This is a genomic window from Kitasatospora sp. NPDC058492 (assembly GCF_042720685.1).
Classification (GTDB): Bacteria; Actinomycetota; Actinomycetes; order Streptomycetales; family Streptomycetaceae; genus Kitasatospora.
The window spans coordinates 275,209-300,077 of sequence record NZ_JBHXMU010000001.1; the positions used below are offsets into that span (position 1 = coordinate 275,209).

Here is a 24,869-nt window from a genome sequence, read left to right on the forward strand (position 1 = left end):
GGAGACTAGCGCAAGCGGAGGACACGGAGGCTCCGCTCTTCGCTCCCGACTCGGCGGGACGGCAGCAGCCGCGCCCGCAGACGTGAGTTCTCCGCACTGTTTGGCGCTGCCCCAGCGATGTCGAACACCGGTGAGCCGACGAGCCGCCAGCGAACGAGCGCCCGGCTCAAGGTGTGTGCTGCTACTCGGTGCGGTTCCGGAGCGCGGCGAGGGTCTCCTCGACCAGCTCCCGTGCCTCGGCCACTGTGGCCGCCAGCAGTTCGGCGCTCTCTCCGAGCGCCCCCAACAGGCCGCGGACTCGCGGGCCGAAGCCGGTTGGCGCGCCCGGAAGTGTCTCGGCGACAGCCAGCGCGCCCTTCTCGTTGAGGCACCAGCGCCGGTCCTCGGCGAACATCGCTTGCACCAGTACGCCGACGGCCCGGGACAGGCAGAGCGAGACGTACAACGTGTCCGCCCGTGCCGCGCCCTTCGCTGCGGCGCCGACCAGGAATTCCGCCTCCCAGGCTCCCGCCGTCAAGGCCTCTCGCAACGGCTCGGGGTAGGTCGCGGCCTTCTGCTGAAGGTCCGTCAGCTCGCGGGCGGGGTCGGCCAGGACCTGGCCGAGCGCCACCTCGCCTGCGTAGCAGGGCGACCAGAAGCCGAGGGGATGCCCGGCCTGCACGCCGACTTCGTACCGGCCCTCGCGGCAGTCCGTCCACACCTGCTCGACCCGGTCCATGTCCCGCAGGATCCAGTCCACCGCCACGCCGTCGACCTGCAGCCACGCGCCGCCGTTCACCCACGGCCCCCAGCCGCCCGGGCCGGCCACCTCCACCTCGGGGCCGGCCAGCGCGCGCAACGCGGCGAGATCGAGCCCGCCACGGTAGTAGACGCCGAGGTCCCAGTCCGAATCCGGCCGGTGCTCTCCGCGGGCCCGGCTGCCGCCGAGCATGACTCCGACGACGCCCGGCACCGCGGCCAGGCGGTTGGCCATCTCCTCGATGATCGCTCGCACGGAGCGAGTCTGGCAGTCACCCCTGCGTCGGGCCAGCCGTTTCCGCCGGCGGTCGCCGGATGCGGGGGCTTCGAGGGCGGGTGTGTGCCGGAGCCGGTGGCCGGCTCCGGCACCAAGGCCCATGCCCGATGGGACAGTTGGCCGCAGGGGCGGCGTCAGACCTGGTAGCGGTCCGGGGCGAGCAGGTGCAGGTGTTCGGCGACCCAGTCGGAGGTGTGGCGCAGGCCCTCGTCCAGGCCGACCTGGGGCTGCCAGCCGGCCAGGTCGCGCGCCTTGCGGTTGTCGGAGAGCAGCCGTTCGACCTCGCTGCCGCCGGGGCGCAGCCGGGTCGGGTCGACGACGATGTCGGCGTCCCGGCCGGAGGCGACGATCAGGGCCTTGGCCAGGTCGCCGATGGACACCTCGCTGCCGGTGCCGAGGTTGACGGTCTCGCCGAGCGTGCGGTCGGCGCGGGCGATGGCCAGGAAGCCTTCCGCGGTGTCGGTGGCGTAGGTGAAGTCCCGGGTGGGGGTGGTCGAGCCGAGCCTGATCTCCCGTGCGCCGGAGTGGAGTTGGGCCAGGATGGTGGGGATGACGGCGCGGGCGGACTGGCGCGGGCCGTAGGTGTTGAACGGGCGGACGACGGCGACCGGCAGTTCGAAGGCGTGCCAGTAGGAGAGTGCCATCATGTCCGCGCCGATCTTCGAGGCGGAGTACGGGGACTGCGGCTGGAGCGGGTGGTGCTCGTCGATGGGTGCGGTGATCGCGGTCCCGTACACCTCGCTGGTGGAGGTGTGCACCAGGCGGGCGCCGTGCCGCAGGCAGGCGGCGGCGACGTTCTGGGTGCCCACGACGTTGGTCTGCACGTAGGCCTCGGGGGCCTGGTAGCTGTAGGGGATGCCGATGAGCGCGGCGAGGTGGAAGACGGTGTCGCAGCCGGCGACGGCGTCCAGGACCCGGCCGGCGTCGCGGACGTCGCCGGCGAGCATCTCGACGGGGCTGCCGGGGTCGGCCAGGTAGTGGGCGAGGTATCCGCGCTCGGCGTACGGCTTGTAGTGGACCAGGGCCCGGACGCGGGCGCCGCGGGCGACCAGCAGGTCGACGAGGGTGCTGCCGATGAAGCCTTCGGCGCCGGTGACCAGGACGGTCCGGCCGGTCCAGTCCTGGTGTGCGGCGGGGGTGTTGGGGTGGGCGGGGCGGTTCATGGTGGTCCTCCGGTGGTTCGGGGCGGGTGGTCGGCGGTCAGTGGTCAAGCGGTCGAGCGGTCGAGCGGTCGAGCGGTCAGCGGTCGTACGGGCCGGGGGCGGGGGCCGGGACGGCGGGCGGCGCGGGTGCCGGGGTCCGGCCGATGACGCGGAGCACCTTGGCGGCCAGCAGGTCGGCGGCGCGCGCGTGGTCGCCCGGGTCGGCGGCCTGCGCCATCGCGGCGAGCCGGGCCGGATCGGCGAGCAGGGGTTCCACCAGGGCGGCCAGCCGTTCGCCGGTGCACTCGCCGTCCGGCAGCAGCAGGCCGGCGCCGGCGTCGGAGAGGACGCGTGCGTTGTGGGTCTGGTGGTCGTGCGGCGCGTGCGGGTAGGGCACCAGCACGGCGGGCATCCGGAGGCTGGAGAGTTCGGCGACGGTGGCCGCGCCGGCGCGGCACACCATGAGGTCGGCGGCCGCGTAGGCGAAGTCCATCCGGTCCAGGTAGGCGACAGCGTGCGCCACCGGGTTGCCGTCCAGTGCGGCCCGGACCTGTGCCAGCGCGGCCGGGCCGGTCTTGATCAGCAGCCGCCGGTCGGTGCGGTGGCGCCAGCGTCCGGCCAGTTCGACGGCGGCCGCGGTGAGGCGGGCGGCGCCGAGGCTGCCGCCGTTGAAGACCAGCAGCCGGACGCCGTCCGGGACGGCGAAGTGCCGACGGGCCTCGGCGCGCAGCGCCGCCCGGTCGAGCTGGGCGACGGCGCCGACCAGCGGCATCCCGACGGTCTGCGCCGAACGGCCGGCGGGCAGGTGCTCGCGGGTGCGGTCGAAGGCGAGCGCGATGTGCGGGGTGAGCCGGGCGGCGAAGCGGTTGGCCCGCCCGGGCACCGCGTTCGACTCGTGCACCACGCTCGGCAGCCCGGCCATCTTGGCGCCGACGATCACCGGCGCACTCGGGTAGCCGCCCATGCCGACCGCGACCTGCGCGCCCTGGGCCCGCAGGATCTCCCGGCAGTCCCGGCCGGAGCGCAGCAGCGCCGCGGGCAGCAGGTAGCGGCGCGCGCCGAGGGAGGCGTCGAAGGGGATCATGTCGACGGTGTGCAGCCGGTAGCCGGCCTGCGGGATGAGGGTGGTCTCCAGTCCGCGTTCGGTGCCGACGAAGGAGATCACGGCCCGCGGGTCGGCTCTGCGCAGCGCCTCGGCCAGTGCGAGGCCCGGGTAGATGTGTCCGCCGGTGCCGCCGGCGCCGATCACCACCGACAGGGGGCGGGCCGGATCGTGGTTGGCATGGTTGCCGTGTTCTGTCCGCATGCCGTCGAGCTTGCTGAGGCCGCCTAAGAGAGTTCTCAGAGTCGTTCTGAGAGGGTTGTCCGCATGAGCAACGGGCAGAGAGTGCTGGTCGTCGACGACGATCCGGAGGTACGGGCCGCCGTCGAGGACGGGCTGGCCGTCGAGGGCTACCAGGTGCGCGGCGCCGCCGACGGGCTGGCGGCGCTGAACGAGGTGTCCGGCTGGCAGCCCGACGCGATGGTCCTCGACCTGATGATGCCCGTCCTCGACGGGCTGGCCGTCTGCCGCCGGCTGCGGGCCCTGGGCGACCGGCTCCCGATCCTGGTGCTGACCGCGCGCGACTCGGTGAGCGACCGCGTCGACGGCCTCGACGCGGGGGCCGACGACTACCTGGTCAAGCCGTTCGCCCTGGACGAGCTGACCGCCCGACTGCGCGCCCTGCTGCGGCGCAGCGCCCCGGCCGCCGAGGAGCCCGGCTACCGCTTCGCCGACCTGGAGGTCGACCCGGTCACCCGGACCGGGAGCAGGGCGGGGCGGCCGGTGGAGTTCTCGCGCACCGAGTTCGCGCTGCTGGAGGTGCTGCTGCGCCACCCCGGCCAGGTGCTCCCGCGCGAGGTGATCATGGAGCGCGTGTGGGGCGCCGACTTCGGCCCCGACTCCAACTCCCTCGCCGTCTACGTCGGTTACCTGCGCCGCAAGCTGGAGGCCGGCGGCGAACCCCGGCTGGTGCACACGGTGCACGGGGTCGGCTACCGGCTGGACCGGGCTTGAGGGCGCACGCGCGCTGGCGGCGCCGGCGCCCGCTGCGCACCCGGCTGGCCCTCGCCTGCACGGCCGCGGTCGCCGTGGTGGCGCTCGGGATCAGCGCGGCCGCGTTCAGCATCGTCCGCTACGAGCTCAACCACCAACTCGATCAGCACCTCACCCAGCAGGCCACCCTGGTGCAGCAGCAGCACCGCGACCAGGGGCCGCAGGTCGTCTACGGCGAGTGCAACTACCTTGCCGCCCCGGCCTGCGCGCAGATCGTCTCCGCCGACCCCGGCAAACCACCGAACGAGCAGTACCTGCTGCCCGTCACACCGGCCACCCGCCAGGTCGCGAACCGGCAGCGGGCCGGCTACTTCACCGACCTCACCATCGGCGGCCACCCGGCCCGGATGCTCACCACCCCGATGATCGCGGCGCCGCCCGGCGCCCGGCAGGCCGTCCAGGTCGCGCTGCGCGCCGACAGCGTCCAGGAGGGGGTGCGGCAGGCCGGCGCGCTGATGGCGGCCGTCGCGGCGGCGGGCCTGCTGCTGGCCGCCGTCCTCGGGCGCACCGTGGCCCGCACCGCCCTCGCCCCGGTCGCCCGGCTGACCCGCACCGCCGAACGGATCGCCGACACCCGGGACGCGGGGCTGCGGATCGACCTGCCGCCCGGACGCCGCGAGGACGAACTGACCAGGCTGGCCGGCAGCTTCAACACCATGCTGGGCGAACTGGAGCAGTCCGTGGCCGCCCAGCGCCGGCTCGTCGCCGACGCCTCGCACGAGCTGCGCACCCCGCTGACGGCGCTGCGCACCAACGCCGAACTGCTGGCCCGCGCCGACCGGTTGACCGAGGGCCAGCGGGATCGGGCGGCGGCCGCGCTGCACCGCCAGCTGCGCGAGGTGACCGGGCTGGTGAACGACCTCATCGAGCTGGCCCGCGACGAGGAACCGCAGCCGCTGCTCGAACAGGTCGCGGTCGGCCGGCTCGTCGGGCACTGCGTCGACACCGCGCGCGGCCACTGGCCGGCGATCGCCTTCACCCTGGACGACGACGCGGACGGCGCCGCGGGCCACGGCGCCGCCGAGCGCACCGTCCCCGGCGTGCCGGCCCGGCTGGCCCGGCTGGTCTCCAACCTCCTCGACAACGCGGCCAAGTTCAGCCCGCCGGGCGCCACGGTCGAGGTCCGGCTCACCACCGGACTGGAACTGACCGTCCGCGACCACGGCCCCGGCATCGCGCCCGAGGACCTGCCGTACGTCTTCGACCGCTTCTACCGGGCCTCCGCCGCCCGCGCCCTGCCCGGCTCCGGGCTCGGGCTCGCCATGGCGCGGCAGATCGCCCACGCGCACGGCGCCACCCTCACCGCCGAGGCCGCCCCCGGCGGCGGGGCGCTGTTCCGCCTGCGGCTGCCGGGCTGAACGGGACGGCCGGCTTCTGATCCGCCGTCCGAGCGCCCACCCGTCACCACGCTCCCGATTGGCGGCATGGGAGAATCCGCAGGTGAGCCCCATATCGCCCCAGAAACAGGTCCAGCTGTGTGCGGATGCCGGCTGTTCTCAGCCGTCCGCGTACCGGACACGTTCGCGCGATGCCTGGTGCGACGATCACATCACAGGCATCCTCCGCGCCGGTGGACTGGAGCCGCTGGAGCCGTTCGCCAAGCCGACGGCATGGCGCCTGACCCGGTGCCTGACGTGTGACTGCGAGGCTCACTACCGCTTCGAGTACACCCTCGCCAAGAACGCGGAGGGCGAGGCGACCTGCCGGGCGTGCTACTGGCGCCAGTGGGCGCAGGACGAACGACGGCGCCACGGCGCGTACGCGGACCTGACGCCGGTTTCCGTGGCGGAGGCGAGGGAACACGCGGAGAAGCACGGCTACGACCACCTGGCAGCGCTGACCGACCCGTCCTACTCCGACGACCCCCACCACGTCCGGTGCAAGTACTGCGGCCGCCTCGCCGCCGAACGGCTGGGGGACATCGCATTCGGTTGCCGGTGCCAGACCAACCCGAGCCGCGCACGACAGACCCCCAACCCGCCCGGGCAGAAACAGCGGGCCCTGCTCAAGGACTCCGGGCTGCCGGTCCTCGACTGGTGGGACCACGAGACGAACGACCTCGCGCAGTGGGAGACCGTCACCGTCACGGCCCGCCGAGAAGCGGCCTGGCGCTGCCCCGGCTGCGACCTGCGGTTCACCGCCCGGGTCCACGACATGATCCACCGGGTACAGTGCCCGACGTGTGAACCGAAGCACCACGCCCAGTGGCAGGCGGAGTACGAGCGCTACGAGGTGACGCCCGTCGCCGACGTACCCGAACTCCTCTCGGCGTGGGCCGACGACGAGGACCCCCGTACCGTCACCGTTGCCGGGCTCGGGCCGCTGCGACGGTTCCGCTGTCCGCAGGGACACCACCCGCGAATATCCCCGTACACCTACCTGCACTCAGGCTGCCCCTCCTGCCGGAGCCAGGAGACCCGCACCGCCCGGCTGGAAGCCGTCGCTGTCGAACCCGCCCCGTTCAGGATCGGTCCGGAGATCGCTTCCCAGTGGCACCCGACCCGCAACGGTCGCATCAGCCTGGCCAAGCTCTCCCCCCGGTCCCGCCGGACCGTGTGGTGGCAGGACCCCAACTGCGGCCATCAGTGGCAGGACACACCGGAACAGCGGGACAAGGGGCAGCGCCTGCGCTGCCCCGAATGCCGCACGATCCTCGACTCACTCGCGTTCCACTTCCCGGAACTCGCCGCCGAGTGGTCGCCCGTGAACCCCCTCTCGGCCTGGCACGTGCGCCCCAGCGGTCAGACGGCCTTCGTCCCGACATGGGTCTGCACCGCCGACCCCGCGCACGTGTGGCAGACACCCCTGGCCTCCCGCGCGGCCGGCAGCGGGTGCCCCGAGTGCAGGGAACACGGCAAGTCCCGGATCGAGCTCGACCACCACGCGGCCGCCGAACGCGCATTCGGCAAAGCATCGTCCGGTCAGGCCGTACGCCATGTCGCGTTCGTCCGGCGCAGCGTCTGGCACGTCGACATCACGGTCGAACTCGCCGGCGGCCGGAAGCTCGCCGTGGAGTACGACGGGTCCTACTGGCACGCGGACAAGGCCGATGTCGATGAGGAGAAGTCCCGTGACCTGCTGGCCGCGGGGTACCTCGTCGCGCGGCTGCGCGAGCATCCGTTGCCCGCTCTGCCGATCGACGATCCCGGGTACGCCGAGTTCACCGTCCACTCGACCGTTTCCGACCCGGATGGTGTGATCGAGCGGGTGAAACGCTGGACGTCCGAACACTGAAGGCAACTGCCAATGATTCGCACCGGAACTCGCTCCGGTCGCGGTGTCGTTCGGCACGGTTCGGCGGTGATGGTGGCGGTCTCGTCGCTGCTCGGCCTGGCCACCGCCTTTTGCGATTGTTGTCGACACGATCGGGCTTCGGCCGGGACGTCGGTCAGGCCGTCGCCTGGCGCTCGCGCAGGACGACGACCCCTTCGCCGTCGAGCTGGTCGCAGTAGGACGCGCGGCCGGCCATCGCCATGACCAGGGCCAGGGTGGTGCCGGACACCCGTGGGCCGTCACCGGCGACGAAGAGGCCGTCGGTGGCCGCCAGCCGCAGGCCGGCGGCACGCTTCTTGGAGAGGACGGGCAGGTCGGAGCCCTGGTAGTAGACGGCCAGGGCGGTCAGCACGTCAACCGGGTAGTCGCGCTCGATACCGAGCGGTCGGCGGATGTCCTCCGCGTGCACGACGGTCTCCCCGAGCATCGCCACTCTCGGCAGGGGCGGCTTGGTCGTGCTGGTGATCACCTGGCGGAACCGCGCGAGCGTCTCGGCCGGAGCGGCGCCCATCTGCTCGGCCAGCCGCAGGGCAACCTGCCGGTCGAAGTCGAAGCGACAGCGGATCACACCCGCCATCCACCGTGCCGGGCCGAGGCTCGCCCCGGCGGTCATGTGCGCGAGCACCTCGCGGACAGTGAACCGGTCGCAGAGGGACCGGGTCGCCCACTGCCCCTCGTCCAGTCCTGCCAGGTCAGCGGCCAAGGCTGCCCGTTCGGCGTGGACCTGCTCCCAGGTGCCCGTCACGGGTCGAGGACTGTCGTTCGGTGTCGACGGTGGCATGCGGGCACTGCTCCTGTGCGCTAGTCGGACGGGCGCCGAACCGGGCACCGGCGAAGCGCAGCTTCGCACGCCTGAAGCCACTGCGCATCCGCCCATCACCGCTGTACAAGGCGCAGGGCTTTGAATCCGGGGGTGGCGACTTCGCCCCGTCGGCCCTCGGAGTTGCCCGCCGTGGCGCGGCCCCGGAACCGAACGCGCCTGTGGACAGGGCCGTGGGGTTCCCGTCGACGAGAAGCGGGTAAGGGCCGGTCCGCGTGTTGCCCGCGCACCATGGTGGACGGCCCGTACGGTGGGGCTCCCCACGTGCGCCCGCGCGGGTACGGCTGTTGGCGCCCGCACACCGTGCCGCGGCGGCCAACTCCCCTGTGAGCGGTACGAGTCACGGAGGTGCAGTCGTGGAGCAGTGGACCAGGCGCGAGGACGAACGGCTGCTCACCGGTCGGGGCCGCTTCGTCGCCGACATCGAGGTGCCCGGGTGCCTGGACGCGGCGTTCGTGCGCAGCGGCGTGGCCCACGGTGTGCTGCGCGGGGTGGACTGCGCTGCCGCCCGGGAGGTGCCGGGAGTGGTGGGGGCCTGGTCCGGCGCGGATCTGTCGGAGCCGGGCCCGCCCGGGACGGCGGCCTCCGGCTTTCGGGGGCTTCCGGCGGTGCCGTACACGTTGTTGGCCGGACTGTCCACGGAGGAGGCCGTGGCAGGCCGGGAGTGGCCGGCGCTGGCGAGGGACCGGGTGCGGTACGTGGGCGAGGCGGTGGCGGTGGTGCTGGGCGAGGACCGTTACCGGGCCGAGGACGGGGCGGCGGCGGTGTCCGTCCGGGTCGACCCGCTGCCCGCAGCAGTCACCGCGGGCGCGGCGGCGACGGACTCGGTCCGGTTGTTCGACGGTCTGAGCAACACCGTCTTCCGCGGGGAGGCCGGGCGGCCGATCGACGATTCGGTGTGGCGGCGGGCCGCGGTGGTGGTGGAGGGCCGCTACCGCCAGCAGCTCCTGCTGCCGTCCCCGATGGAGTGCCGAACAATCCTCGCCGTACCCGAAGGGGACCGGCTGACGGTGTGGTCAGGGCACCAGATGCCGCACCGGCTGCGGCGCGAACTGGCGGCGCTGCTGGGGTGGCCGGTCGACCGGGTGCGGGTGGTGGTCCCGGACACCGGCGGGGCGTTCGGGTCGAAGAGCGCGGCGTGGCCGGAGTTCGTCGTGGTCGCCCACCTGGCGGTGCGGCTGGGCCGGCCGGTGCGGTGGATCGAGGACCGGCTGGAGTCGATGACGGCCGCCTCCCGGGGCCGGGGGCAGGACCAGCGGGTGCGGCTCGCCGCCGACGCCGAAGGACGGCTGCTCGCCTACGAGTTGGAGATTGAAGCCGAGGTGGGCGCCTACCCTCAGCTCGGTGCCGGGCTGCCGATGCAGACCGCCTTGATGGCCACCGGCCCGTACGCGACCCCGCAGGTGCACGCGACCGTCCGCTCGGTGCTGACCAACACCATGGTGACGTACCCGTACCGCGGTGCCGGCCGACCGGAGGCGGCGATCGCGCTGGAGCGGGCCATGGACCAGATGGCTCGTGAACTCGCCATCGACCCAGCCGAATTGAGGCGGCGCAACTTCATCCCGCCGCACCACTTCCCGTACCGGACGCCCACCGGCCGGTGCTACGACAGCGGGAACTACGCCGCCGCGCTGGACCTGGCACTGGAGACCCTGGACTACCCCGGGTGGCGGGCCGAGCAGGCCCGGCGCCGAACGGACCCTGACGCCCTGCCGCTGGGCATCGGCCTGTCCTGCTACGTGGAACGCTCCGGCGGGGAGCCGGGCGGGCTCCACGAGTTCGGCGGCGTCGAGGCCGCAGCGGACGGCACGGTCGTCGTCCGGTGCGGCGCGGCCCCCGCCGGCCAGGGGCACGAGACGGTCTTCCCCGCGCTGGTGGCCGAAGCCCTGGGCGTGGACCCGGGCCGGGTCCGGCTGGTCGAGGGGGACACCGACGAGCAGCCCGAGGGAATGGGCTCCTTCGGCAGCCGCTCCGCCCAGGTGGCCGGCGCGATGCTGCGGCACGCCGCGCAGTTGCTGCTCGACGAGGCACGCGAGCGGGCCGCGCGGCTGTGGAGCGTTCCCACCGAGGCCGTGGACTGGTCCGACGGCGCCGCGCGCCTCGTCCGTGGCGGCTCGCCGGCGATCGAACTGGCCGAGCTGGTGCGGGCGACCGGGCCGCTGCGGGTGGACGACCGGTTCGAGGCGGGCATGGCCTTCCCCTTCGGCGCCCACGCGGCGGTGGCCGAGGTCGATCCCGAGCTGGGCACCGTACGGCTGCTGCGGGTGGTGGCCGTGGACGACTGCGGCGTGCAGCTCGACCCGGTGATCGTGCGCGGGCAGGCCTTCGGGTCGGCGGTGCAGGGCATCGGCCAGGCCCTGTACGAGGGGATCCCCCACCGGGACGACGGCGTACCGCTGTTGGCCTCCGGGCTGCTGGACTACCTGCTGCCGACCTTCACCGAAGTGCCGGCCATCGAGGTCAGGGACACCTGCACCCCGGGCCCGGGTACGCCGCTGGGCGCCAAGGGGGCGGGCGAGTCGGGCTGCATCGGCACTCCGGCCGCGGTCGTCAACGCCGTGGTCGACGCGCTGCGGATCGCCGACCCCGACCTGTTGCAGATGCCGCTCACCCCGGACGTGGTCTGGCGGGCGGCCCGTGCCCCGAAGCTTGTGGAGGCGGCTCGGTGAAGCCGGCCGCCTTCGACTACGCCGTACCGCGCACGGTGGCCGAGGCCGTCGAGGCGCTCGGCTCCGCGGACGGGACGGCCCAGGTGCTCGCCGGCGGGCAGAGCCTGATCCTCGACATGCGCCTGCACCGCGTGCGCCCCGGGCTGGTGGTCGACATCAACCGCGTCCCGGGACTCGACCGGGTCGACCCGGACGGCGGCACCCTGCGGGTCGGCGCCCTGGTACGACACCGCGCGTTCGAATCGGCACGGGCCGTCCCCGGCCCGCTCGGTGCGCTGTTCGCCCGCGCGGCGGTCCACATCGCCCACCCTCCCATCCGCTCGCGCGGCACGATGGCGGGCAGCTTCGCCTGGGCGCACCCCGCCTCCGAGTGGTGCGCCGTGGGCGCCGCCCTGGACGCCGACGTCGAGCTGTCCGGCCCGCGGGGCACGCGCACGGTCGCGGCCCGGGACTACTTCCAGGGGCCGCACCTGACCGCTCGCCGACCGGACGAGCTGCTGACCTCGGTGGCCTTCCCGCTGCTCGACGGCGACACCGGGGTCGGTTTCACCGAGCACCGCCGTACACACTTCTGCTTCGCCCAGGTCGCGGTCGCCGCCGCCCTGACGGTGCGGGACGGGGTGGTCTCCGAGGCCCGGATCGGGCTGGCCAACTGCGCCGACCGGCCGCTGCGGGCCCGCGCCGCCGAACAGGCGCTGATCGGCGCCGAGGCCTGGGCACCCGTCGGCGGACACCGGCTGCCCGACGGGCACCCGTTCGTCCGGGCCGGCGGGATCGCGGCGCAGCAGGACGCCGCCCCCGTGCCGGAGCCGTACGCCGACACCGAGTACAAGCGGCACGCCGTCGCGGTGCTGGTCGCCAGGACGCTGCACCAGGCGGCACGGGACCTGCGATCCCGCCGCACCGGGCCGGACGGAGACCGCGCATGAGGATCACCCTGACCGTCAACGGCGAAACGCACCGCCTCGACGTGGAACCCCGCCGCATCCTCGCCGACGTGCTGCGGGAGGACTGCCGGTTGACCGGCACCCACCTGGGCTGCGAGCACGGCGTCTGCGGGGCGTGCACGGTGCTGGTGGACGGCGAGGCGGTCCGCTCCTGCCTCGTGTTCGCCGTGCAGTGCGACGGGAGTTCGGTGGGCACCGTCGAGGGCCTCGCCGGGCCGGGCGGCGAGCCCCACCCCCTTCAGCGCGCGTTCTCCGCCGAACACGCCCTGCAGTGCGGCTTCTGCACCCCGGGGTTCCTCATGGTCGCCGCCGGCGCCTTGGCGGCCGACCCCGGCCTCACGGACTCCCCCGAGAAGGTCGACGCCCTGGTCGGCTCCAACCTCTGCCGGTGCACCGGCTACGAACCCATCCGCCGCGCGATCCTGCGGGCCGCCCGCGAGCAGAACGCGCCGCGCCCGGACGACCTGCGGGATCCGCCGCAGCGACCGTCCGCTCACCACCACCCGTAGAAGACATCTCATGTGGAGAGTCGGCGGGTGCAGATGGGGGCTGCGGCGGTGCCGGCGAAGGCGGCGAAGTGGTCGGCCTTGCGTTCGTAGCGGCGGTGGAGCCGGCGGAAGCCGCCGAGCCAGGCGGTTGATCACCCAGCGGTGTCGGCCGAGGCGTTGCCTGCGGCCCGGGACAGGCTCGCCCGGCCGGTCAGAGGAGGGCGCCGCCGGAGACCTCGATGCGCTCGGCGGTCACCCAGCGCAGGCCCTCGGAGGCCAGCGTGGCGATGGCGTCGCCGATCTCCTCGGGTTCGCCGACACGGCCGAGCGCGGTCTGCCCGGCCAGAACCTGGCGCATACCGACGTCATCCCGCATGGCACCGCCGTTGAAGTCGGTGGCGGTCGGCCCCGGGGCAATGGAGTTGACCCGGATGCCTCGGGGGCCGAGTTCTGCGGCCAGAGCGCGGCTCAGCGCCTCGACGGCGGCCTTCGAAGCGGAGTAGACCGACGTCGCGGGACTGGTGTGGCGAGTCAACGACGACGAGACGTTGATGACGTGGGCGCCCTGCGCCAGCAGCGGCACAAGCGACTGGATGAGGAAGAACGTGCCCCGCACGTTCGTGCCGAACACCGTGTCGAAGTCGTCGGCCGTGACAGCTTCCAGCGGGCCGAAGACACCAACCCCCGCGTTGTTGACCACGATATCGAGCCGCGAGGCCCCCCAGCGCTCAAGCAGTCCGCTCAGCTCGGAAGTGAAGGCTCCGAAGGAGGAGACGTCGCTGATGTCGAGACGCACGACGGCGGCAGTCCCACCCGCGGCGTGCACTCGCTGCGCCGTCTCCTCGGCCCCGTCCGCATCGCCGCGATGGGTGACCACGACCCGCACCCCGCGCGCCGCCAGGGCAAGAGCCGTACTCCGGCCCAGGCCACGGTTCGCACCGGTCACCAAAGCGATCCTGTCGGCTGTCATCAGCTGCTCCCTCATCGCACGGCACCCGAGAGGCATCGGGCACCGCCATCAGATGCGAGTCGGTTGACTCGCCTTTCCATTGCAGCGTAGGCACAGCAAAAGAGGCGAGTCAAGTGACTCGCCTCGGATTTGGGGCATACTGCACGCATGGCAGCAGAGCTCTCCGCACACCACCGCCGTCTCGCCCAGCAGAAGCGTGAGGCGATCATCTCCGCAGCCACGAACCTCTTCCTCAACCGCGGCTACGACGGAACCTCCCTCGCCCGCATCGCCGAAGGGGCGGCCGTCTCGAAGTCCACCCTGTTCAAGCAGTTCCCCACCAAGGCAGCCCTCTTCGAGGCCATCGTCACCGAGTCCTGGCAGCGTGACACCGCGGACACTGTCGCGCGCCCTCAGGCCGGAGACCTGCGCTCCGGCCTGACCTCCATCGGCCACCGCTACGCCGACCTGATCGGCCGGCCCGGTATGACAGCCCTGTTCCGCATCGTCATCGCCGAGCTGCCCCGCTTCCCCGAACTGGGGCAGATGCAGTTCCAACTCGGCAAGCTGCCCTACTTCACCTCGGTCCAGCACTACCTGGAGTCGGAGCACGAGGCCGGCAACGCCGACGTCCCGGACGCCGAGAGCGCCGCCAACCAGTTCCTCGGGATGATCGCCAACTACGTCCTGTGGCCCCGCATGCTGCTGACCGACTGGAACCCCGCAGCCTCTGACATCCGCTACGCCGTCGAGCAGGCCGTAGAGACCACGCTCGCCCGGTACGCCTCCGATCGACCAGCCTGATCCAAGGGCTGGAATTCGTACGCCGCCGCCCCAGTGCTGGAGGGGCCCGCGGAGCCGTGATCGTGCGGACCGTCGCCGTCGGCAAACGATGGCGAACTCAAGCGGTCAGCGCATCACCGCTGTTGAGGAGGCGGGACGGCCAGCCGTGCGCCGGGAGGCAACGACGGATGCGCGCGCAGTCCATCCCCCTGCCCCGCGCCGGGCTAGTTTCGGCCTCCCAGGCAGGCCGGGCGACCCCACGCGATCGTCGCGGGGCACGGAGGCCGGCTGCGACCCCACACCAGACGAAGGCCGGCGCAACGATGACCGATCTCCGCGACGGGCAACCACACAGCACCCCGGACGCCTTGTGGTGCCCCTTCCCCTCCCTGACGAACCCCCACGCCGAACAGGCCGACCGGCAGAGCCTGGCCTGGCTGGCGTGCCACCGGCTGCTGGACGGTCGGCTCCGGCAGTCCGACCGGATCGGGCGCCAGCGCAGCGGCCACCTGGCCGCACGGACCAACCCCGAGGTCTCCGCCGAGATGCTGCGCCTGCTGTCCGACTGGTACGTCTGGCTCTTCGCCTTCGACGACGGGTACTGCGAGGACCGCGAACGCGGAGACCGCCCAGGGCCGTTGGCCCGAACGACCGCTCTCCTCGCCCGGGTGGTCGACCCCGAGCCGCCCGGCGACGAGATGCCCGGACCGGCCGGCGCCTACGCGGCGGCCCTGCGGGAGATCCGGGACCGGGTCGCCGCACACGCCTCGCCGTCACAGCTGTTCCGGTGGGAGTGCACGGTCCGCGACTACCTCTCCGCCCAGGTGTGGGAGGCCGCCAACCGCGAGGCGGGCACCGTACCGGGCCCGTCCGAGTACGCCGCCATGCGCAGGCACGCCGGGGCGACGTACACCTGCCTCGCCCTGGTCGACATCGCCGCCGGCTACGAAGTCCCGGCCGCGGAGGCGGACGGGCCTTCGCTGCGCAGGCTCAGGGACCTCACGGCGAACCTGGTGAGCTGGGACAACGACCTGTACTCCCACGCCAAGGAGACCGCGGGCGGCCAGGGCCGCCACAACCTGGTCGAGGTCCTCGCCCGCCACCACCACTGCTCTCCGGTCGAAGCCCGACGGTCCGCCGTCGCCATGCGTGACACCGAGATGCGCGCGTTCATCGAGCTGAGCCGAACCATCCACACGGACGGCAGCGACGCGGCCTCGACCTACGCCCGCAGCCTCGGGCTGTGGCTGCGCGGACACATCGACTGGTCCCGCCACACCTCCCGGTTCGACGTGCCGGCCCCCGCGGCGGGGCACTGATGCGCGAGGAGGACACCCCGCCCGGCACCGCACCGTGCGCGCCGGGCCACCTGCCCCTGCTCGGGCACCTGCTCCCGCTGCTGACCCGCCCCATGCCCTTCCTCCAGTCGCTGGCCGACCACGGACCGGTGGTGCGGATCCACCTGTGGCGCAGACCGGTTCACGTCCTCACCGATCCCGAGCTGGTCCACCGGCTGCTCGTTCGGGACGCCGCGAAGACCGAGAAGGGCTTCGTCTTCGACAAGGCCCGCGGCCTGCTGGGCAACGGCCTGTTCACCTCCGAGGGCGCGTTCCACCTCCGCCAGCGACGCCTGGTCCAACCGGCCTTCCACCGCGACAGCATCCACCGGTACGCCGCACTGACCGCCCGACTGGCAGCGGCGGCGGTGACCCGCTGGGAGCCCGGGCGGCCGGCGCCGATCGAGCCTCGGATGCACCGACTCGCCCGGGACGTCGTGGTCGAGGCACTGTTCGCCACCCGCCTGAGCGGCGCCCAGAAGGCCCGGATCGACCGGGCCGTGCCCGTGGTCCTCACCGGATTCGTCCAGCGGGCGCTCTACCCGTCACCGCTGCTGGAAAAGCTGCCCGTACCGGCCAACCGGCGCTTCGACACAGCGGTCAGGGAGCTGCGCACCGTCGTGGACGAGATCATCGCCCAGGCCGCCGCCCCGCACCAGGGCCCGGACGACACGCTGCTGTCCCTGCTGCTGACCACCCGCGACAAGGAGACCGGCCTCGCCATGGCACCGGCCCAGGTCCGGGACGAAGCGGTCTCGCTGCTCCTGGCCGGCACCGAGACGACCGGCACCACACTCGCCTGGTTCTTCCACGAACTCGCCCGGCACCAGGACCTGCAGGACGAGCTGAGCGAGGAGGTGCGCGCCGTCGCCACCGACGGCGCCGTGTCCCCTGGCGACCTACCGCGTCTGGAGCGCACGGGGCACGCGCTCAGCGAGACCCTCCGCCTCCACACCCCCAACTGGATCCTGATGCGCCGGGCAGTGGCACCGCTCCGGTACGGCGGTGTCCTCCTGCCCCCGGGGGCGGAGGTCCTCTTCAGCCCGACCGCGCTGCACCGCTCCCCGCGGCTCCACCCCGACCCCTTGCGATTCGATCCCGACCGCTGGCGCCGTCCTGCGGGCCACGCCCCACCCAGACTGTTCATCCCCTTCGGCGCGGGCCACCACAAGTGCGTCGGCGAGTCCTTCGCCTGGGCCGAGATGCTCGTCGTCGCCGCAGCCGTCCTCGCCCGCCTGCGACTCAGGCCCGCCACCGCCACCCCCCTCCGGGAGAGCGCCACCGCCGCCACCATCCGCCCGCGCGGCACGGGAGCACGAGAACGTCGCCGGGAGGGCATCGAGCCGGGGTGCATCAGCGAAGCACCGATACTGACAGATCGTCAGTTCCACTTCTCTCCTAGGACATTTCCCGTGCACTGACGTACAACCGTTCCGGCTCCCGCCTCCGTAGTGTCACAGCCAGTCCCGGACCCTGGTGCAACCCGCAGCAAGCGGCGGGCCAGCGGCCCACTTCCCGAATAGGAGAACTGCATTGTCCCAGAACATGCTTGACGAAGACACCTCCGCCGTGATCGGGGCGGCGGAGCGCCTGCTGGAGGGTGAGCAGCCCGCGGAGCCGAGCACGCCGTCGTCCTGCGCGGACCAGCGGATCGCCGCCGTGATGGGTGGCGGGTTCTACACCTACTGCTGATCGGTGCCCCGCCCGCACTCGCCCGGCGCCCCCTCGGGCGAGTGCGGGCCCTCCCCCGTGCCGCAACGGCCTCCGGAGCGCCGGCGGGCCCGACCACAAGGACACACCGATGAATCCCACCGAGACCGCCGATCCGCTGACGGTTCCCCCCGACTGGTTCGCGGCCGTGGGCACGGAGATCGCCATGGTGCTGGAGGACCTGCGCCGTGACCACCCGAACCTGGCGGACGCGGTCACCGGCCTGCTGGCGGCGGACGGCGGCGGCCGAAGCCCCTTCCGCCTCCTGGGCATGGCCGTCCTCGGGACGATCACCGGCGAGCCCCGGCCGGCGGCCGCGGTGTGTGCGGTCTCCCGGCTGTGGTGGGCGGGGGCCGAAGCCCTCGACGACCTCGCCGACGGCCAGGGCCCGGCCGCACCCCGGGGCAGGTCCGAACTGGCCCGCACCACCCTGGCAGCCGTGGCCTGCGGGAGCACACTGCCCCACCGGGTGGCCGACCGGTACTCGGCAGCCCCGGACATCCGCCTCTCCTGGGAGCAGGAACTGGTCCGCACCGCACTGGACGCACTGGAGGGCCAGTTGGCCGACATCGCCGAGCCGGCGGACGACCCCGTGACGTGGCGGTCCGTCATGGCCTGCTACCGGGGCAAGAGCGGCGCCGCCTACGGCCGCGACGCGGTGATGGCAGCCAGGCTCGCCACGGACCGGCCCGAAACGCTGCGGTCCTGGCGGACCTTCGGCGAACTCTTCGGCGTCCTGCGACAGCTCGGCAACGACGGAGCTCCCAGCGCGGCGCAGGAGTTCGAGGATCTGGCCAACGGCACTCGCACCCTCCTGCTGGCCCACGCACTCGCAGTCGCCGCCCCCGCGCACCGGGAGCACCTGCTGGACCTGCGGGCCCGGGCCGGCACCGATCCGGGCGCCCGCGGGGAGCTGCGGGCCGCTCCCTTCGCATCGGGGCTGCTCGCCAGGCTCGCCGACGACGTCGAGCACGGCGGGCCGGTGACCCGCCTGATCGGACGGCACCCACAGGCCGGCGCGCCCCTGTTCACCATCCGCGCCATGGCCGGGGTCCAGGGCCTGCTGACCGCCGGGCGGCTTCCCCGACTGACCGCGCACCTGGCCGAGTCGAGTGCGGCGGACGGAATCGAACCGCGCGGCACCGACCGGTCGTGGAACCTCTTCGTCACGGCGATCGCCGACCACCCCGCCGAGATCGCCACCGCGCTCGACAACCCGGTGCAGCAGCACGAGCCCGTCCGGGCCGCGACACTGCTGCACGGGCTCGCACTGGTGCGGGCCCCGCGGATCCGACTGCTCGAACTCGGCGCCTGCGCCGGACTCAACCTGCTGATCGACCGCTACCGGTGGTTCGGGCCCGGCTGGGAGTGGGGCGACCCCGCCTCAACGGTCCGGCTGCCCGCCCACGGTCCGAACCCCGGAAGCATCCGGATCGTGGCGCGCGCGGGCTGCGACCTGCGTCCCCGCGACCCCGCCGATCCGGCCGACGTGCAGACCGTACGGAGCTACCTGCCCTTCGAGCACACCTTCCTGCGAGCCGCCCTCGACGACGCGCTCGACCTCGCCGCCCGCACCCCGGTCCGGGTGGAACAGGCGGATGCGGTCGGGTGGCTGCGGCGCGAGCTGGCGACGCCGGCCGATCCGTCGGTGCGCACGGTGGTCTGGCACAGCCTGTTCTGGGGGTTCCTCGAACCAGGCCAACAGGACGCCCTGGAAGGGATCATGACCGATGCCGCCGCCACCGCGCCGCTCACCCGCATCGCCTTCGAACCCCACGACTGGACGATGCCGCCACGGCTCCAGCTGATCCAGTACTCCTGAGCCCAGGGCGTTCACGGCACTCGCTCGACCCAGAAACCCGATCCCTACGTGAGGAATCCCGGCATGCTGCCCGGCGAGGCATTCCAGTACCTGGCGTCACCCACCGGCCGCCAGAACCCCTATCCCGCGTACGCCGCCCTCCGGTCCCACGGGCCAGTGGTGCGCCTGCGACCGGGGTTCTACGCGGCGACCGGGTACGACGCCGTCAACGCACTGCTGCGGGACCCGCGACTGGAAGTCCGGGGCTGGCCGGACGGTGCCGCCGCACGCCTGATCGCGGACTCCATGATGAAGGCCAACGGGTCCGACCACGCCCGCGTCCGACGGCTCGCCGCAGACGCCTTCTCACCCCGCGGGACCGACCGACTGGAGGAAGTCGTCACCGCACGGGCGACCGCCCTCGCCGACCACCTGGCCCGGATCGGCCGCGACGGCGAGGCCGTGGACCTCATGGCCGAGTTCGCCTACCCGCTGACGATCCGGATCATCGGCACACTGCTCGGTGTCCCGGACGGCGAACACCAGTGGTTGCGCGAGCGCGCCCAGGAGACGACCGCCGTCCTGGAGCCGTTGCGTCCCGCCGGCCCTGCCACCGCGGCCGACCGCGCGGCCCTCGAACTGGAAGCGTACGTCACCGAGCTGACCCGGCTCCGACGTGCCGAACCCGGCGAGGACCTGATCACCGCACTGGTACTGGCGCACGACCGCGACGGCAGCGAACTGTCCACCCGCGAACTCGTCGTGAACCTGGTGTTCCTGCTGCTGGCGGGATTCGAGACCTCCGCCAACCTCCTCGGCAACGGCCTGGGAGCCCTCCTGGACCACCCCGACCTCGCCGCGCGGCTGCGCACGGACCCGGGCCTGACCGACCGGTACGTCGAAGAGGTGTCACGCTTCGACGCGCCCCTGCAACTCACCAGCCGGTGGGCACCCGAGCCGATCGAGATCGACGGCATCGGCAGCATCGAGAAGGGCAGCCACATCCTGCTGCTCCTCGGGGCGGGAAACCACGATCCGGCGCACTTCACCGCCCCGGACCGGTTCGACCCGTTCCGGGACGCCCAGCCGTCGCTCTCCTTCGGCGCCGGCGCACACTACCGCCTCGGCTCGGCGCTGGCCCGTACGGAGGCGCGACTGGCACTCCCGTTGCTGCTGGAGCACCTGCCCGCCATGCGGCGCGCCGGCCCGGCAGTGCGCCGCGACCGCCTCACCTTCCGGGGCTACGCCAACCTCCCCGTTTCCTTCCGGAACTGACCGGCCGCCCGCCAACCCGTGCTGTTCGCCTGTGTCCAGACCGATTCCCCATGCGGCGGCCGCACTTCGCCTCGGCCGCTTCCGCGCCGGGGCAGGGCAGTTGGGCGGTCTTGGTCCAGGTGCGGCCCAGGTGTCGCCCGGCCGCCGGCCGTCAGCGGCCGCGCCGCCGGTCTCAGCGGACCTCCACCGTCACCGGCTCGGAGGTCCGTTCGCGAACGGGGTGCTGGTCGTCCGGGCCGGTCAGGCCGAACAGCGCCGCGCGGTACTCCAGGGCGCCGCTGTGTGCTGCCTTGACGTGCGCGACGGCCTCCGCCTCGGTGCCCGTCTCGACCACGGCGCCGCAGGTCATCCGCTCCCACGTCGAACCGCTGCTGCGGCCCTCCAGGCACACCTGGAGGTAGGCGGCACCGTCGTCGTCCCCGCGCCCCGTGACCGTGAAGGTCGTGCCGACCCGCGCCGTGTGCGGAGCCGTGATCTCCACGTCGCCCTTGGCGAACGCCGGTCCGGCGGCCAGGGCCACCGAGGCCAGGCCCAGCGCACCGATCACGGCGGCCCGGCCGCCCCGCGTCGTCGTCCCGGTCCTCTTCGTCCTGCTCATGAACAGCCTCCTTTGGAACTCCCCACATGGGGGACCGCGCCTTGCACAGGCGCCCGGGTGTGCCCCACCGATTGTCGGGGCCAGCCGCCGCCCCGGCCGGGTTACGACGCGGCCTGACGTGGTCGGGACGCGACAGTGGAGGCGGATCGTCGGACGGGTCGCGTCCGGGGTGGACAGCGGCCAGGCCCTCGCGGGAACCGGGGACGATCAACTCCCGGGTGAACCCGCCCTGTTCCGCGCGGGTCGAGCCGACCTCGCGCCGGTCCGGCGTGGCCCCGGGTCTGCCCTTTCGGCCCTCGCCCCGCCACCCCGCCGCCCGTAGACTCGGCGGGGGGCGGCCGGAAGGGTGGGGAGGGCGTGCGCGAGACACGGAGAGCCGCGGAGCGGCAGACGACGGCGCCGGCCGCCGCCGGGCACGGGGCACGCCTCACGGGCCTGGCCGCGCTTCAGCGGCAGGTGGGGAACGCCGCGGTGACACGCCAGGTGCAGCGCCAGAAGGGCGGCCTGGACGAGCACTACGCCACGAGGCCCGCCGAGCACCCCGAGTGGGGGCCGTACCAGGACCTGACGAAGGCCGCGGGCATTCCGCAGCCCCAGGCCGACGCCGCCTGGCAGCTGCTGCTCGGCGGGGTCGACTCGCAGGGCGCGCTGAACGACGAGGCCGTGGCGAAGACGAAGGACCGCCAGGAGCAGCGCGAGCTGCGGGCTTCTAACTCCTGGTACCAGGAGTTCGTCAAGCTCATCGCCGAGCACCTGGAGATCGAGACGCCCACCATGGCCCTGTGGGCGGGCGGCATCGAGACCAGCGACTACGCGTACCGGAAGGGCCACACGCCGCTGGGGCGGACCCGGATCGGCGGCGTGCTCAACGTCCTGGAGCTGCACCCGGACTGGAAGCTGACGGGGCCGATGTGGAGCGTGCTGTCCAAGGCCTTCGTGTCCCGCGCGACCGGCCCCGTGCACATCTTCGTACGGGCCTACGCTCCGGAGAGCATCCTGATCAGGCTGGAAGTCCCGGAACTACGGCTGGTCCAGCGGCTGAACCCGGACGTGAAACTGATCTGGCACCCCGTGTACACCGCTCCCGGCGGGCAGATGAGGGAGATCTCGAAGGACTGCCGACTCGTCGACAACGCGGAGTACGACGGGCGGGACACGTGCGTGAGCGCCCTCGTCCAGTACCTCAGGATGTTCCACGACGACAGCAACACCGAGGCCGCCCCCGCCCACAGGAGCATGGAGCAACTGCTCGTCGCGAACGGCCACAAGGACGGCGTCTGAGGCGGCGGCCCGCGGCGGCTCGTACGCGGACCTGGTAGGTGTGGCCGTCGTAGGGCTGGCCGGTGAACTGCCAGGAGAGGTCGAACCGGTGGGCCGGGGCGAGGAAATGGCACGGGCCCTGCGCGGGTGAGCCGTCAACTGTCCGGCGGACAAGGCCCATCGGTTTCTGGGACAGGATCGGGATACTTCCCGCACCTGCCTGTGAACGACCCTCGCCTACGGTGATCACACCCGGTGAACCTCACCGGTCGAACGACATCGGGAGACCTCATGCGCACGCGCCGCCTCGCCCTCACCGCCGCCGCCGTCGCGGCGCTCGCCGCCACCGCGACGGCCTGCGGGCCGGACAACAGCGACACGGGCTCCACCGCCGCCAGCCCCGCGGCCACCGCCGCCGCGACCACCGGGGCCGCGACCGCACCCACCGGGGCTTCGCCGACGAAGGCCGCCGCCGCGCCCACGGCGCCCTCCACACCGAAGTCGTCCTCCACGCCGAAGTCGCCCGACGCGGCCTCCGCCCCTGCCGCCGACAAGACCGGCTACGGTCAGGCCTGCGGCGCCAACGACCTCGCACTCAGCGCGAAGTCCGAATCCCAGGCCGGCGGCTACCTCCTGATCACGGCCAAGGCCAAGCCGGGCATCACCTGCACGCTCCCCGCGACCCACCCCACCATCGCGTTCGGCTCGCGCGGCATCGAGGCCGCCAACGCCGAGCAGGCCACCGGTGAACCGATCACCCTGAGTGGCGCCAAGGTCGCGTACGCGGGCATCATGACGAAGACCACCAACACCAACCAGGCAATCCAGTTCACCGACGTCATCGTGGGCATCGGCAACGCCGACCCCAACCCGGCCAGCATCGCCGTCGGCACCACGCCGGTCGACAAGCCGATCGTCACCAACTGGCACACCGTTGCGAAGGACGCCGTCCCCGGTCTCTGACGGCCGTTCACCGGAGGGGCGCGGGCCGGCCGTACGACGGCGGCGACGGCCGCCGTACGGGCCTGCGCTGTTGCGCTGGTTCAGCTCAGGAAGTCGACGCGGTCGATGAGGCCTTCGCGCACCCGGTAGGCCACCAGGACGCGGACCGGCTCGTCGGCCAGGCCGTGGGCGACTTCGTGGTCGACCACCCAGTCGCCTTCGCTGAGCCGCCCCACGATCTCCGCCCGGCAGCGGCCCTTGGCGAACTGTCCGGCGTACCTGTCGCGCAGAGCCTGCCGGCCATGGAGTCGGGTGCCGTCGGCCCGGTGGATCGTGATGTCCTCGGCGTAGGTGGCGACGAAGGCGTCGATGTCGTGGCTGTTGTAGGCGGCGAGCTGCTGCTCGACCACGTCGCGCGGTTCGGTCATGTGGTTGATCGTTTCTTCCTCGGTGTACGGGTTACGGGTTACGGGTTGCGGGTTCAGCAGGGTTGCGTGCTACGGGTTCGACCGGGCTCAGGCCGCGAGACGGCGGGTGGCGAGTTCGGCGTAGAGCGCGGCCCCGTCGGGGAGCACCGCGTCGTCGAACTCCGCGTAGGGCGAGTGGTTGACCGGCAGGTCGTCGGGGTCGGTCCCCTTCGGGGCGGCGCCGAGCCACACGAGCGATCCCGGCACGGCGTCCAGGACCCGGGAGAAGTCCTCCGACCCGGTCATCGGGTTCGGCATCGGCTGGAAGCGCTCCTCGCCGAAGACCTCCCGGACGGTGTCCGCCAGGAAGTCGGTCTCGGCCCCGTCGGTCACGGTCACCGGGTACTGGGGAAGGAACTCGACCTCGGCCCGCAGGCCGTGGGCGGCCGCGATGGCCCTGACCAGCTCCACCGTGGTGTCGGCGACCTTGGACTGCGCCGCGGCGGAGAAGGTGCGCACGGTCGCCTCGAAGTAGGCGGTCTCGGGGATGATGTTGCGCTGGGTGCCGGCCTGGATCAGCCCGACGGTGACCACCACCGGATCGAACACGTCGAAGCGGCGGGTCACCATGGTCTGCAGGGCGGTGACCATCTCGCAGGCCGCCGGGATGGGGTCCTTGGCCCGGTGCGGCACCGAACCGTGGCCGCCCGCACCGTGGACGGTGACGTTCAGCGCAGCGGAAGCGGCCATGATCGGCCCGCGCCGGGAGCCGAACTCCCCGTGCCGCATGGCCGACGACACGTGCAGGGCGTAGGCGGCGACCGGGCGCCTTCCTGCCGCGTCGAGCACGCCCTCGGCCAGCATGGCCCCGGCCCCGTCCCACCCCTCCTCGCCCGGCTGGAACATGAAGACCACGTCGCCGTGGAGCTGTTCCCGCCGTGCGGCCAGCAGGTGTGCGGCACCCGCGAGCATGGTGGTGTGCAGATCGTGTCCGCAGGCGTGCATGGCCCCGTTGTCGGCGGCGAACGGCAGCGGGGCCTTCTCGGCGACCGGCAGGCCGTCCATGTCCCCGCGCAGCAGCACCGCCGGCCCCGGTCGGCCGCCGCGCAGCACCGCGGTGACCGAACTCAGCGCCGAGCCCTGGCTCACCTCCAGCGGCAGGCCGTCCAGGGCCCGCAGCACCCGCTCCTGGGTGCGCGGCAGGGCCAGGCCCAACTCGGGGAACCGGTGCAGGTCGTGGCGCAGCCGGACCAGGTCCGGGGCCAGAGCGAGAGCGTCGTCGTGCAGGGACACGGGCACCTCCGTCGATCCCGCGCGTGGCGGGAACTTGTGCAGAGCGATCTTGTTCCGTGATT

22 protein-coding genes and 1 pseudogene are annotated in these 24,869 nt (G+C 73.0%); 14 read left to right on the forward strand and 9 right to left on the reverse strand.

Annotated features, from left to right (window positions below; all coding sequences use genetic code 11):
- Positions 1-181: 181 nt before the first annotated feature.
- From ACFWPI_RS01125 to ACFWPI_RS01135, 3 genes are all read right to left on the reverse strand, one after another.
- A complete protein-coding gene (locus tag ACFWPI_RS01125; RefSeq protein ID WP_380369477.1) occupies positions 182-973 on the reverse strand; it encodes a nucleotidyltransferase domain-containing protein in 792 nt (263 codons plus the stop codon).
- A 176-nt stretch (positions 974-1,149) separates the two neighbouring features.
- Entirely contained in the window at positions 1,150-2,178 is a 1,029-nt protein-coding gene (locus tag ACFWPI_RS01130) for an SDR family NAD(P)-dependent oxidoreductase (protein ID WP_380369367.1), read from the reverse strand.
- A 76-nt stretch (positions 2,179-2,254) separates the two neighbouring features.
- Positions 2,255-3,463: a glycosyltransferase gene (locus tag ACFWPI_RS01135; RefSeq protein WP_380369370.1), complete on the reverse strand. Its 1,209-nt coding sequence runs from the start codon at positions 3,461-3,463 to the stop codon at positions 2,255-2,257.
- Between the two features lie 63 nt (positions 3,464-3,526).
- On the opposite strand from ACFWPI_RS01135, the gene ACFWPI_RS01140 reads away from it, so the two are divergent.
- The 3 genes from ACFWPI_RS01140 to ACFWPI_RS01150 all read left to right on the forward strand — a co-directional run bounded on the left by ACFWPI_RS01140 (position 3,527) and on the right by ACFWPI_RS01150 (position 7,486).
- On the forward strand, positions 3,527-4,213 hold the full coding sequence (locus ACFWPI_RS01140) for a response regulator transcription factor (RefSeq protein WP_380369373.1): 687 nt from the start codon (positions 3,527-3,529) through the stop codon (positions 4,211-4,213).
- The gene (locus ACFWPI_RS01145) at positions 4,210-5,610 is read left to right on the forward strand and encodes a sensor histidine kinase (protein WP_380369376.1); all 1,401 of its coding nucleotides are present in this window, start codon (positions 4,210-4,212) and stop codon (positions 5,608-5,610) included. The genes ACFWPI_RS01140 and ACFWPI_RS01145 overlap by 4 nt, the downstream gene beginning before the upstream one ends.
- A gap of 82 nt (positions 5,611-5,692) precedes the next feature.
- Entirely contained in the window at positions 5,693-7,486 is a 1,794-nt protein-coding gene (locus ACFWPI_RS01150; protein ID WP_380369379.1) for a zinc-ribbon domain-containing protein, read from the forward strand.
- A 154-nt stretch (positions 7,487-7,640) separates the two neighbouring features.
- Here ACFWPI_RS01150 and ACFWPI_RS01155 read toward each other — a convergent pair whose 3' ends face one another.
- Positions 7,641-8,306, reverse strand: coding sequence for a maleylpyruvate isomerase family mycothiol-dependent enzyme (locus tag ACFWPI_RS01155; protein ID WP_380369382.1), 666 nt, complete (start codon positions 8,304-8,306; stop codon positions 7,641-7,643).
- Positions 8,307-8,701: 395 nt separating this feature from the next.
- Between ACFWPI_RS01155 and ACFWPI_RS01160 the strand changes: the two genes are divergently transcribed.
- Genes ACFWPI_RS01160 through ACFWPI_RS01170 form a run of 3 tightly spaced genes read left to right on the forward strand, consistent with a single transcriptional unit; the run spans position 8,702 to position 12,473 of the window.
- Positions 8,702-11,017 (forward strand): xanthine dehydrogenase family protein molybdopterin-binding subunit, encoded by a 2,316-nt coding sequence (locus tag ACFWPI_RS01160; RefSeq protein ID WP_380369385.1) that lies wholly within the window; start codon positions 8,702-8,704, stop codon positions 11,015-11,017.
- Positions 11,014-11,946: an FAD binding domain-containing protein gene (locus ACFWPI_RS01165; RefSeq protein WP_380369388.1), complete on the forward strand. Its 933-nt coding sequence runs from the start codon at positions 11,014-11,016 to the stop codon at positions 11,944-11,946. The genes ACFWPI_RS01160 and ACFWPI_RS01165 overlap by 4 nt, the downstream gene beginning before the upstream one ends.
- Positions 11,943-12,473 (forward strand): (2Fe-2S)-binding protein, encoded by a 531-nt coding sequence (locus ACFWPI_RS01170; RefSeq protein ID WP_380369391.1) that lies wholly within the window; start codon positions 11,943-11,945, stop codon positions 12,471-12,473. The genes ACFWPI_RS01165 and ACFWPI_RS01170 overlap by 4 nt, the downstream gene beginning before the upstream one ends.
- An 8-nt stretch (positions 12,474-12,481) precedes the next feature.
- Here ACFWPI_RS01170 and ACFWPI_RS01175 read toward each other — a convergent pair.
- Together ACFWPI_RS01175 and ACFWPI_RS01180 are read right to left on the reverse strand one after the other, a co-directional pair.
- A pseudogene (locus ACFWPI_RS01175) lies at positions 12,482-12,632 on the reverse strand (IS5/IS1182 family transposase); the annotation flags it as partial.
- 31 nt (positions 12,633-12,663) lie between these two features.
- The gene (locus ACFWPI_RS01180; RefSeq protein WP_380369394.1) at positions 12,664-13,422 is read right to left on the reverse strand and encodes an SDR family NAD(P)-dependent oxidoreductase; all 759 of its coding nucleotides are present in this window, start codon (positions 13,420-13,422) and stop codon (positions 12,664-12,666) included.
- A 147-nt stretch (positions 13,423-13,569) separates the two neighbouring features.
- Between ACFWPI_RS01180 and ACFWPI_RS01185 the strand changes: the two genes are divergently transcribed.
- The 6 genes from ACFWPI_RS01185 (at position 13,570) to ACFWPI_RS01210 (ending at position 20,307) form a co-directional block, all read left to right on the forward strand.
- On the forward strand, positions 13,570-14,205 hold the full coding sequence (locus ACFWPI_RS01185) for a TetR/AcrR family transcriptional regulator (RefSeq protein WP_380369397.1): 636 nt from the start codon (positions 13,570-13,572) through the stop codon (positions 14,203-14,205).
- A 302-nt stretch (positions 14,206-14,507) separates the two neighbouring features.
- Positions 14,508-15,503 carry a hypothetical protein gene (locus ACFWPI_RS01190; protein ID WP_380369400.1) on the forward strand — a complete coding sequence of 332 codons (996 nt, stop codon included), beginning with the start codon at positions 14,508-14,510 and terminating at the stop codon, positions 15,501-15,503.
- Positions 15,503-16,942 carry a cytochrome P450 gene (locus ACFWPI_RS01195; protein WP_380369403.1) on the forward strand — a complete coding sequence of 480 codons (1,440 nt, stop codon included), beginning with the start codon at positions 15,503-15,505 and terminating at the stop codon, positions 16,940-16,942. Before ACFWPI_RS01190 ends, ACFWPI_RS01195 begins: the two co-directional genes overlap by 1 nt.
- Positions 16,943-17,066: 124 nt before the next feature.
- Entirely contained in the window at positions 17,067-17,213 is a 147-nt protein-coding gene (locus ACFWPI_RS01200) for a hypothetical protein (RefSeq protein WP_380369407.1), read from the forward strand.
- A gap of 109 nt (positions 17,214-17,322) precedes the next feature.
- Entirely contained in the window at positions 17,323-19,053 is a 1,731-nt protein-coding gene (locus ACFWPI_RS01205; RefSeq protein ID WP_380369410.1) for a DUF2332 family protein, read from the forward strand.
- 63 nt (positions 19,054-19,116) lie between these two features.
- On the forward strand, positions 19,117-20,307 hold the full coding sequence (locus ACFWPI_RS01210; protein ID WP_380369413.1) for a cytochrome P450: 1,191 nt from the start codon (positions 19,117-19,119) through the stop codon (positions 20,305-20,307).
- 172 nt (positions 20,308-20,479) lie between these two features.
- Here the strand turns inward: ACFWPI_RS01210 and ACFWPI_RS01215 are convergent, their stop codons facing one another.
- Positions 20,480-20,905 (reverse strand): hypothetical protein, encoded by a 426-nt coding sequence (locus tag ACFWPI_RS01215; protein WP_380369416.1) that lies wholly within the window; start codon positions 20,903-20,905, stop codon positions 20,480-20,482.
- A 471-nt stretch (positions 20,906-21,376) separates the two neighbouring features.
- Between ACFWPI_RS01215 and ACFWPI_RS01220 the strand changes: the two genes are divergently transcribed.
- Together ACFWPI_RS01220 and ACFWPI_RS01225 are read left to right on the forward strand one after the other, a co-directional pair.
- The gene (locus tag ACFWPI_RS01220) at positions 21,377-22,186 is read left to right on the forward strand and encodes a hypothetical protein (RefSeq protein WP_380369419.1); all 810 of its coding nucleotides are present in this window, start codon (positions 21,377-21,379) and stop codon (positions 22,184-22,186) included.
- Positions 22,187-22,456: 270 nt separating this feature from the next.
- Complete coding sequence (locus ACFWPI_RS01225; RefSeq protein WP_380369421.1) at positions 22,457-23,128, forward strand: hypothetical protein; 672 nt, start codon at positions 22,457-22,459, stop codon at positions 23,126-23,128.
- An 80-nt stretch (positions 23,129-23,208) separates the two neighbouring features.
- On the opposite strand, the gene ACFWPI_RS01230 is transcribed toward ACFWPI_RS01225, so the two are convergent.
- Both ACFWPI_RS01230 and ACFWPI_RS01235 read right to left on the reverse strand, forming a co-directional pair.
- The gene (locus ACFWPI_RS01230) at positions 23,209-23,535 is read right to left on the reverse strand and encodes a nuclear transport factor 2 family protein (protein ID WP_380369424.1); all 327 of its coding nucleotides are present in this window, start codon (positions 23,533-23,535) and stop codon (positions 23,209-23,211) included.
- A gap of 87 nt (positions 23,536-23,622) precedes the next feature.
- A complete protein-coding gene (locus ACFWPI_RS01235; RefSeq protein WP_380369427.1) occupies positions 23,623-24,807 on the reverse strand; it encodes a M20 family metallopeptidase in 1,185 nt (394 codons plus the stop codon).
- Positions 24,808-24,869 lie beyond the last annotated feature (62 nt).

What these genes read in the sequence shown, in the direction of transcription:
- ACFWPI_RS01125 (WP_380369477.1), bottom strand. Translation starts at nt 973, where the DNA reads ATGGCCAACCGCCTGGCCGCGGTGCCGGGCGTCGTCGGAGTCATGCTC.
- ACFWPI_RS01130 (WP_380369367.1), bottom strand. Translation starts at nt 2,178, where the DNA reads ATGAACCGCCCCGCCCACCCCAACACCCCCGCCGCACACCAGGACTGG.
- ACFWPI_RS01135 (WP_380369370.1), bottom strand. Translation starts at nt 3,463, where the DNA reads ATGCGGACAGAACACGGCAACCATGCCAACCACGATCCGGCCCGCCCC.
- ACFWPI_RS01140 (WP_380369373.1), top strand. Translation starts at nt 3,527, where the DNA reads ATGAGCAACGGGCAGAGAGTGCTGGTCGTCGACGACGATCCGGAGGTA.
- ACFWPI_RS01155 (WP_380369382.1), bottom strand. Translation starts at nt 8,306, where the DNA reads ATGCCACCGTCGACACCGAACGACAGTCCTCGACCCGTGACGGGCACC.
- ACFWPI_RS01170 (WP_380369391.1), top strand. Translation starts at nt 11,943, where the DNA reads ATGAGGATCACCCTGACCGTCAACGGCGAAACGCACCGCCTCGACGTG.
- ACFWPI_RS01180 (WP_380369394.1), bottom strand. Translation starts at nt 13,422, where the DNA reads ATGACAGCCGACAGGATCGCTTTGGTGACCGGTGCGAACCGTGGCCTG.
- ACFWPI_RS01185 (WP_380369397.1), top strand. Translation starts at nt 13,570, where the DNA reads ATGGCAGCAGAGCTCTCCGCACACCACCGCCGTCTCGCCCAGCAGAAG.
- ACFWPI_RS01190 (WP_380369400.1), top strand. Translation starts at nt 14,508, where the DNA reads ATGACCGATCTCCGCGACGGGCAACCACACAGCACCCCGGACGCCTTG.
- ACFWPI_RS01195 (WP_380369403.1), top strand. Translation starts at nt 15,503, where the DNA reads ATGCGCGAGGAGGACACCCCGCCCGGCACCGCACCGTGCGCGCCGGGC.
- ACFWPI_RS01200 (WP_380369407.1), top strand. Translation starts at nt 17,067, where the DNA reads ATGCTTGACGAAGACACCTCCGCCGTGATCGGGGCGGCGGAGCGCCTG.
- ACFWPI_RS01205 (WP_380369410.1), top strand. Translation starts at nt 17,323, where the DNA reads ATGAATCCCACCGAGACCGCCGATCCGCTGACGGTTCCCCCCGACTGG.
- ACFWPI_RS01210 (WP_380369413.1), top strand. Translation starts at nt 19,117, where the DNA reads ATGCTGCCCGGCGAGGCATTCCAGTACCTGGCGTCACCCACCGGCCGC.
- ACFWPI_RS01215 (WP_380369416.1), bottom strand. Translation starts at nt 20,905, where the DNA reads ATGAGCAGGACGAAGAGGACCGGGACGACGACGCGGGGCGGCCGGGCC.
- ACFWPI_RS01225 (WP_380369421.1), top strand. Translation starts at nt 22,457, where the DNA reads ATGCGCACGCGCCGCCTCGCCCTCACCGCCGCCGCCGTCGCGGCGCTC.
- ACFWPI_RS01230 (WP_380369424.1), bottom strand. Translation starts at nt 23,535, where the DNA reads ATGACCGAACCGCGCGACGTGGTCGAGCAGCAGCTCGCCGCCTACAAC.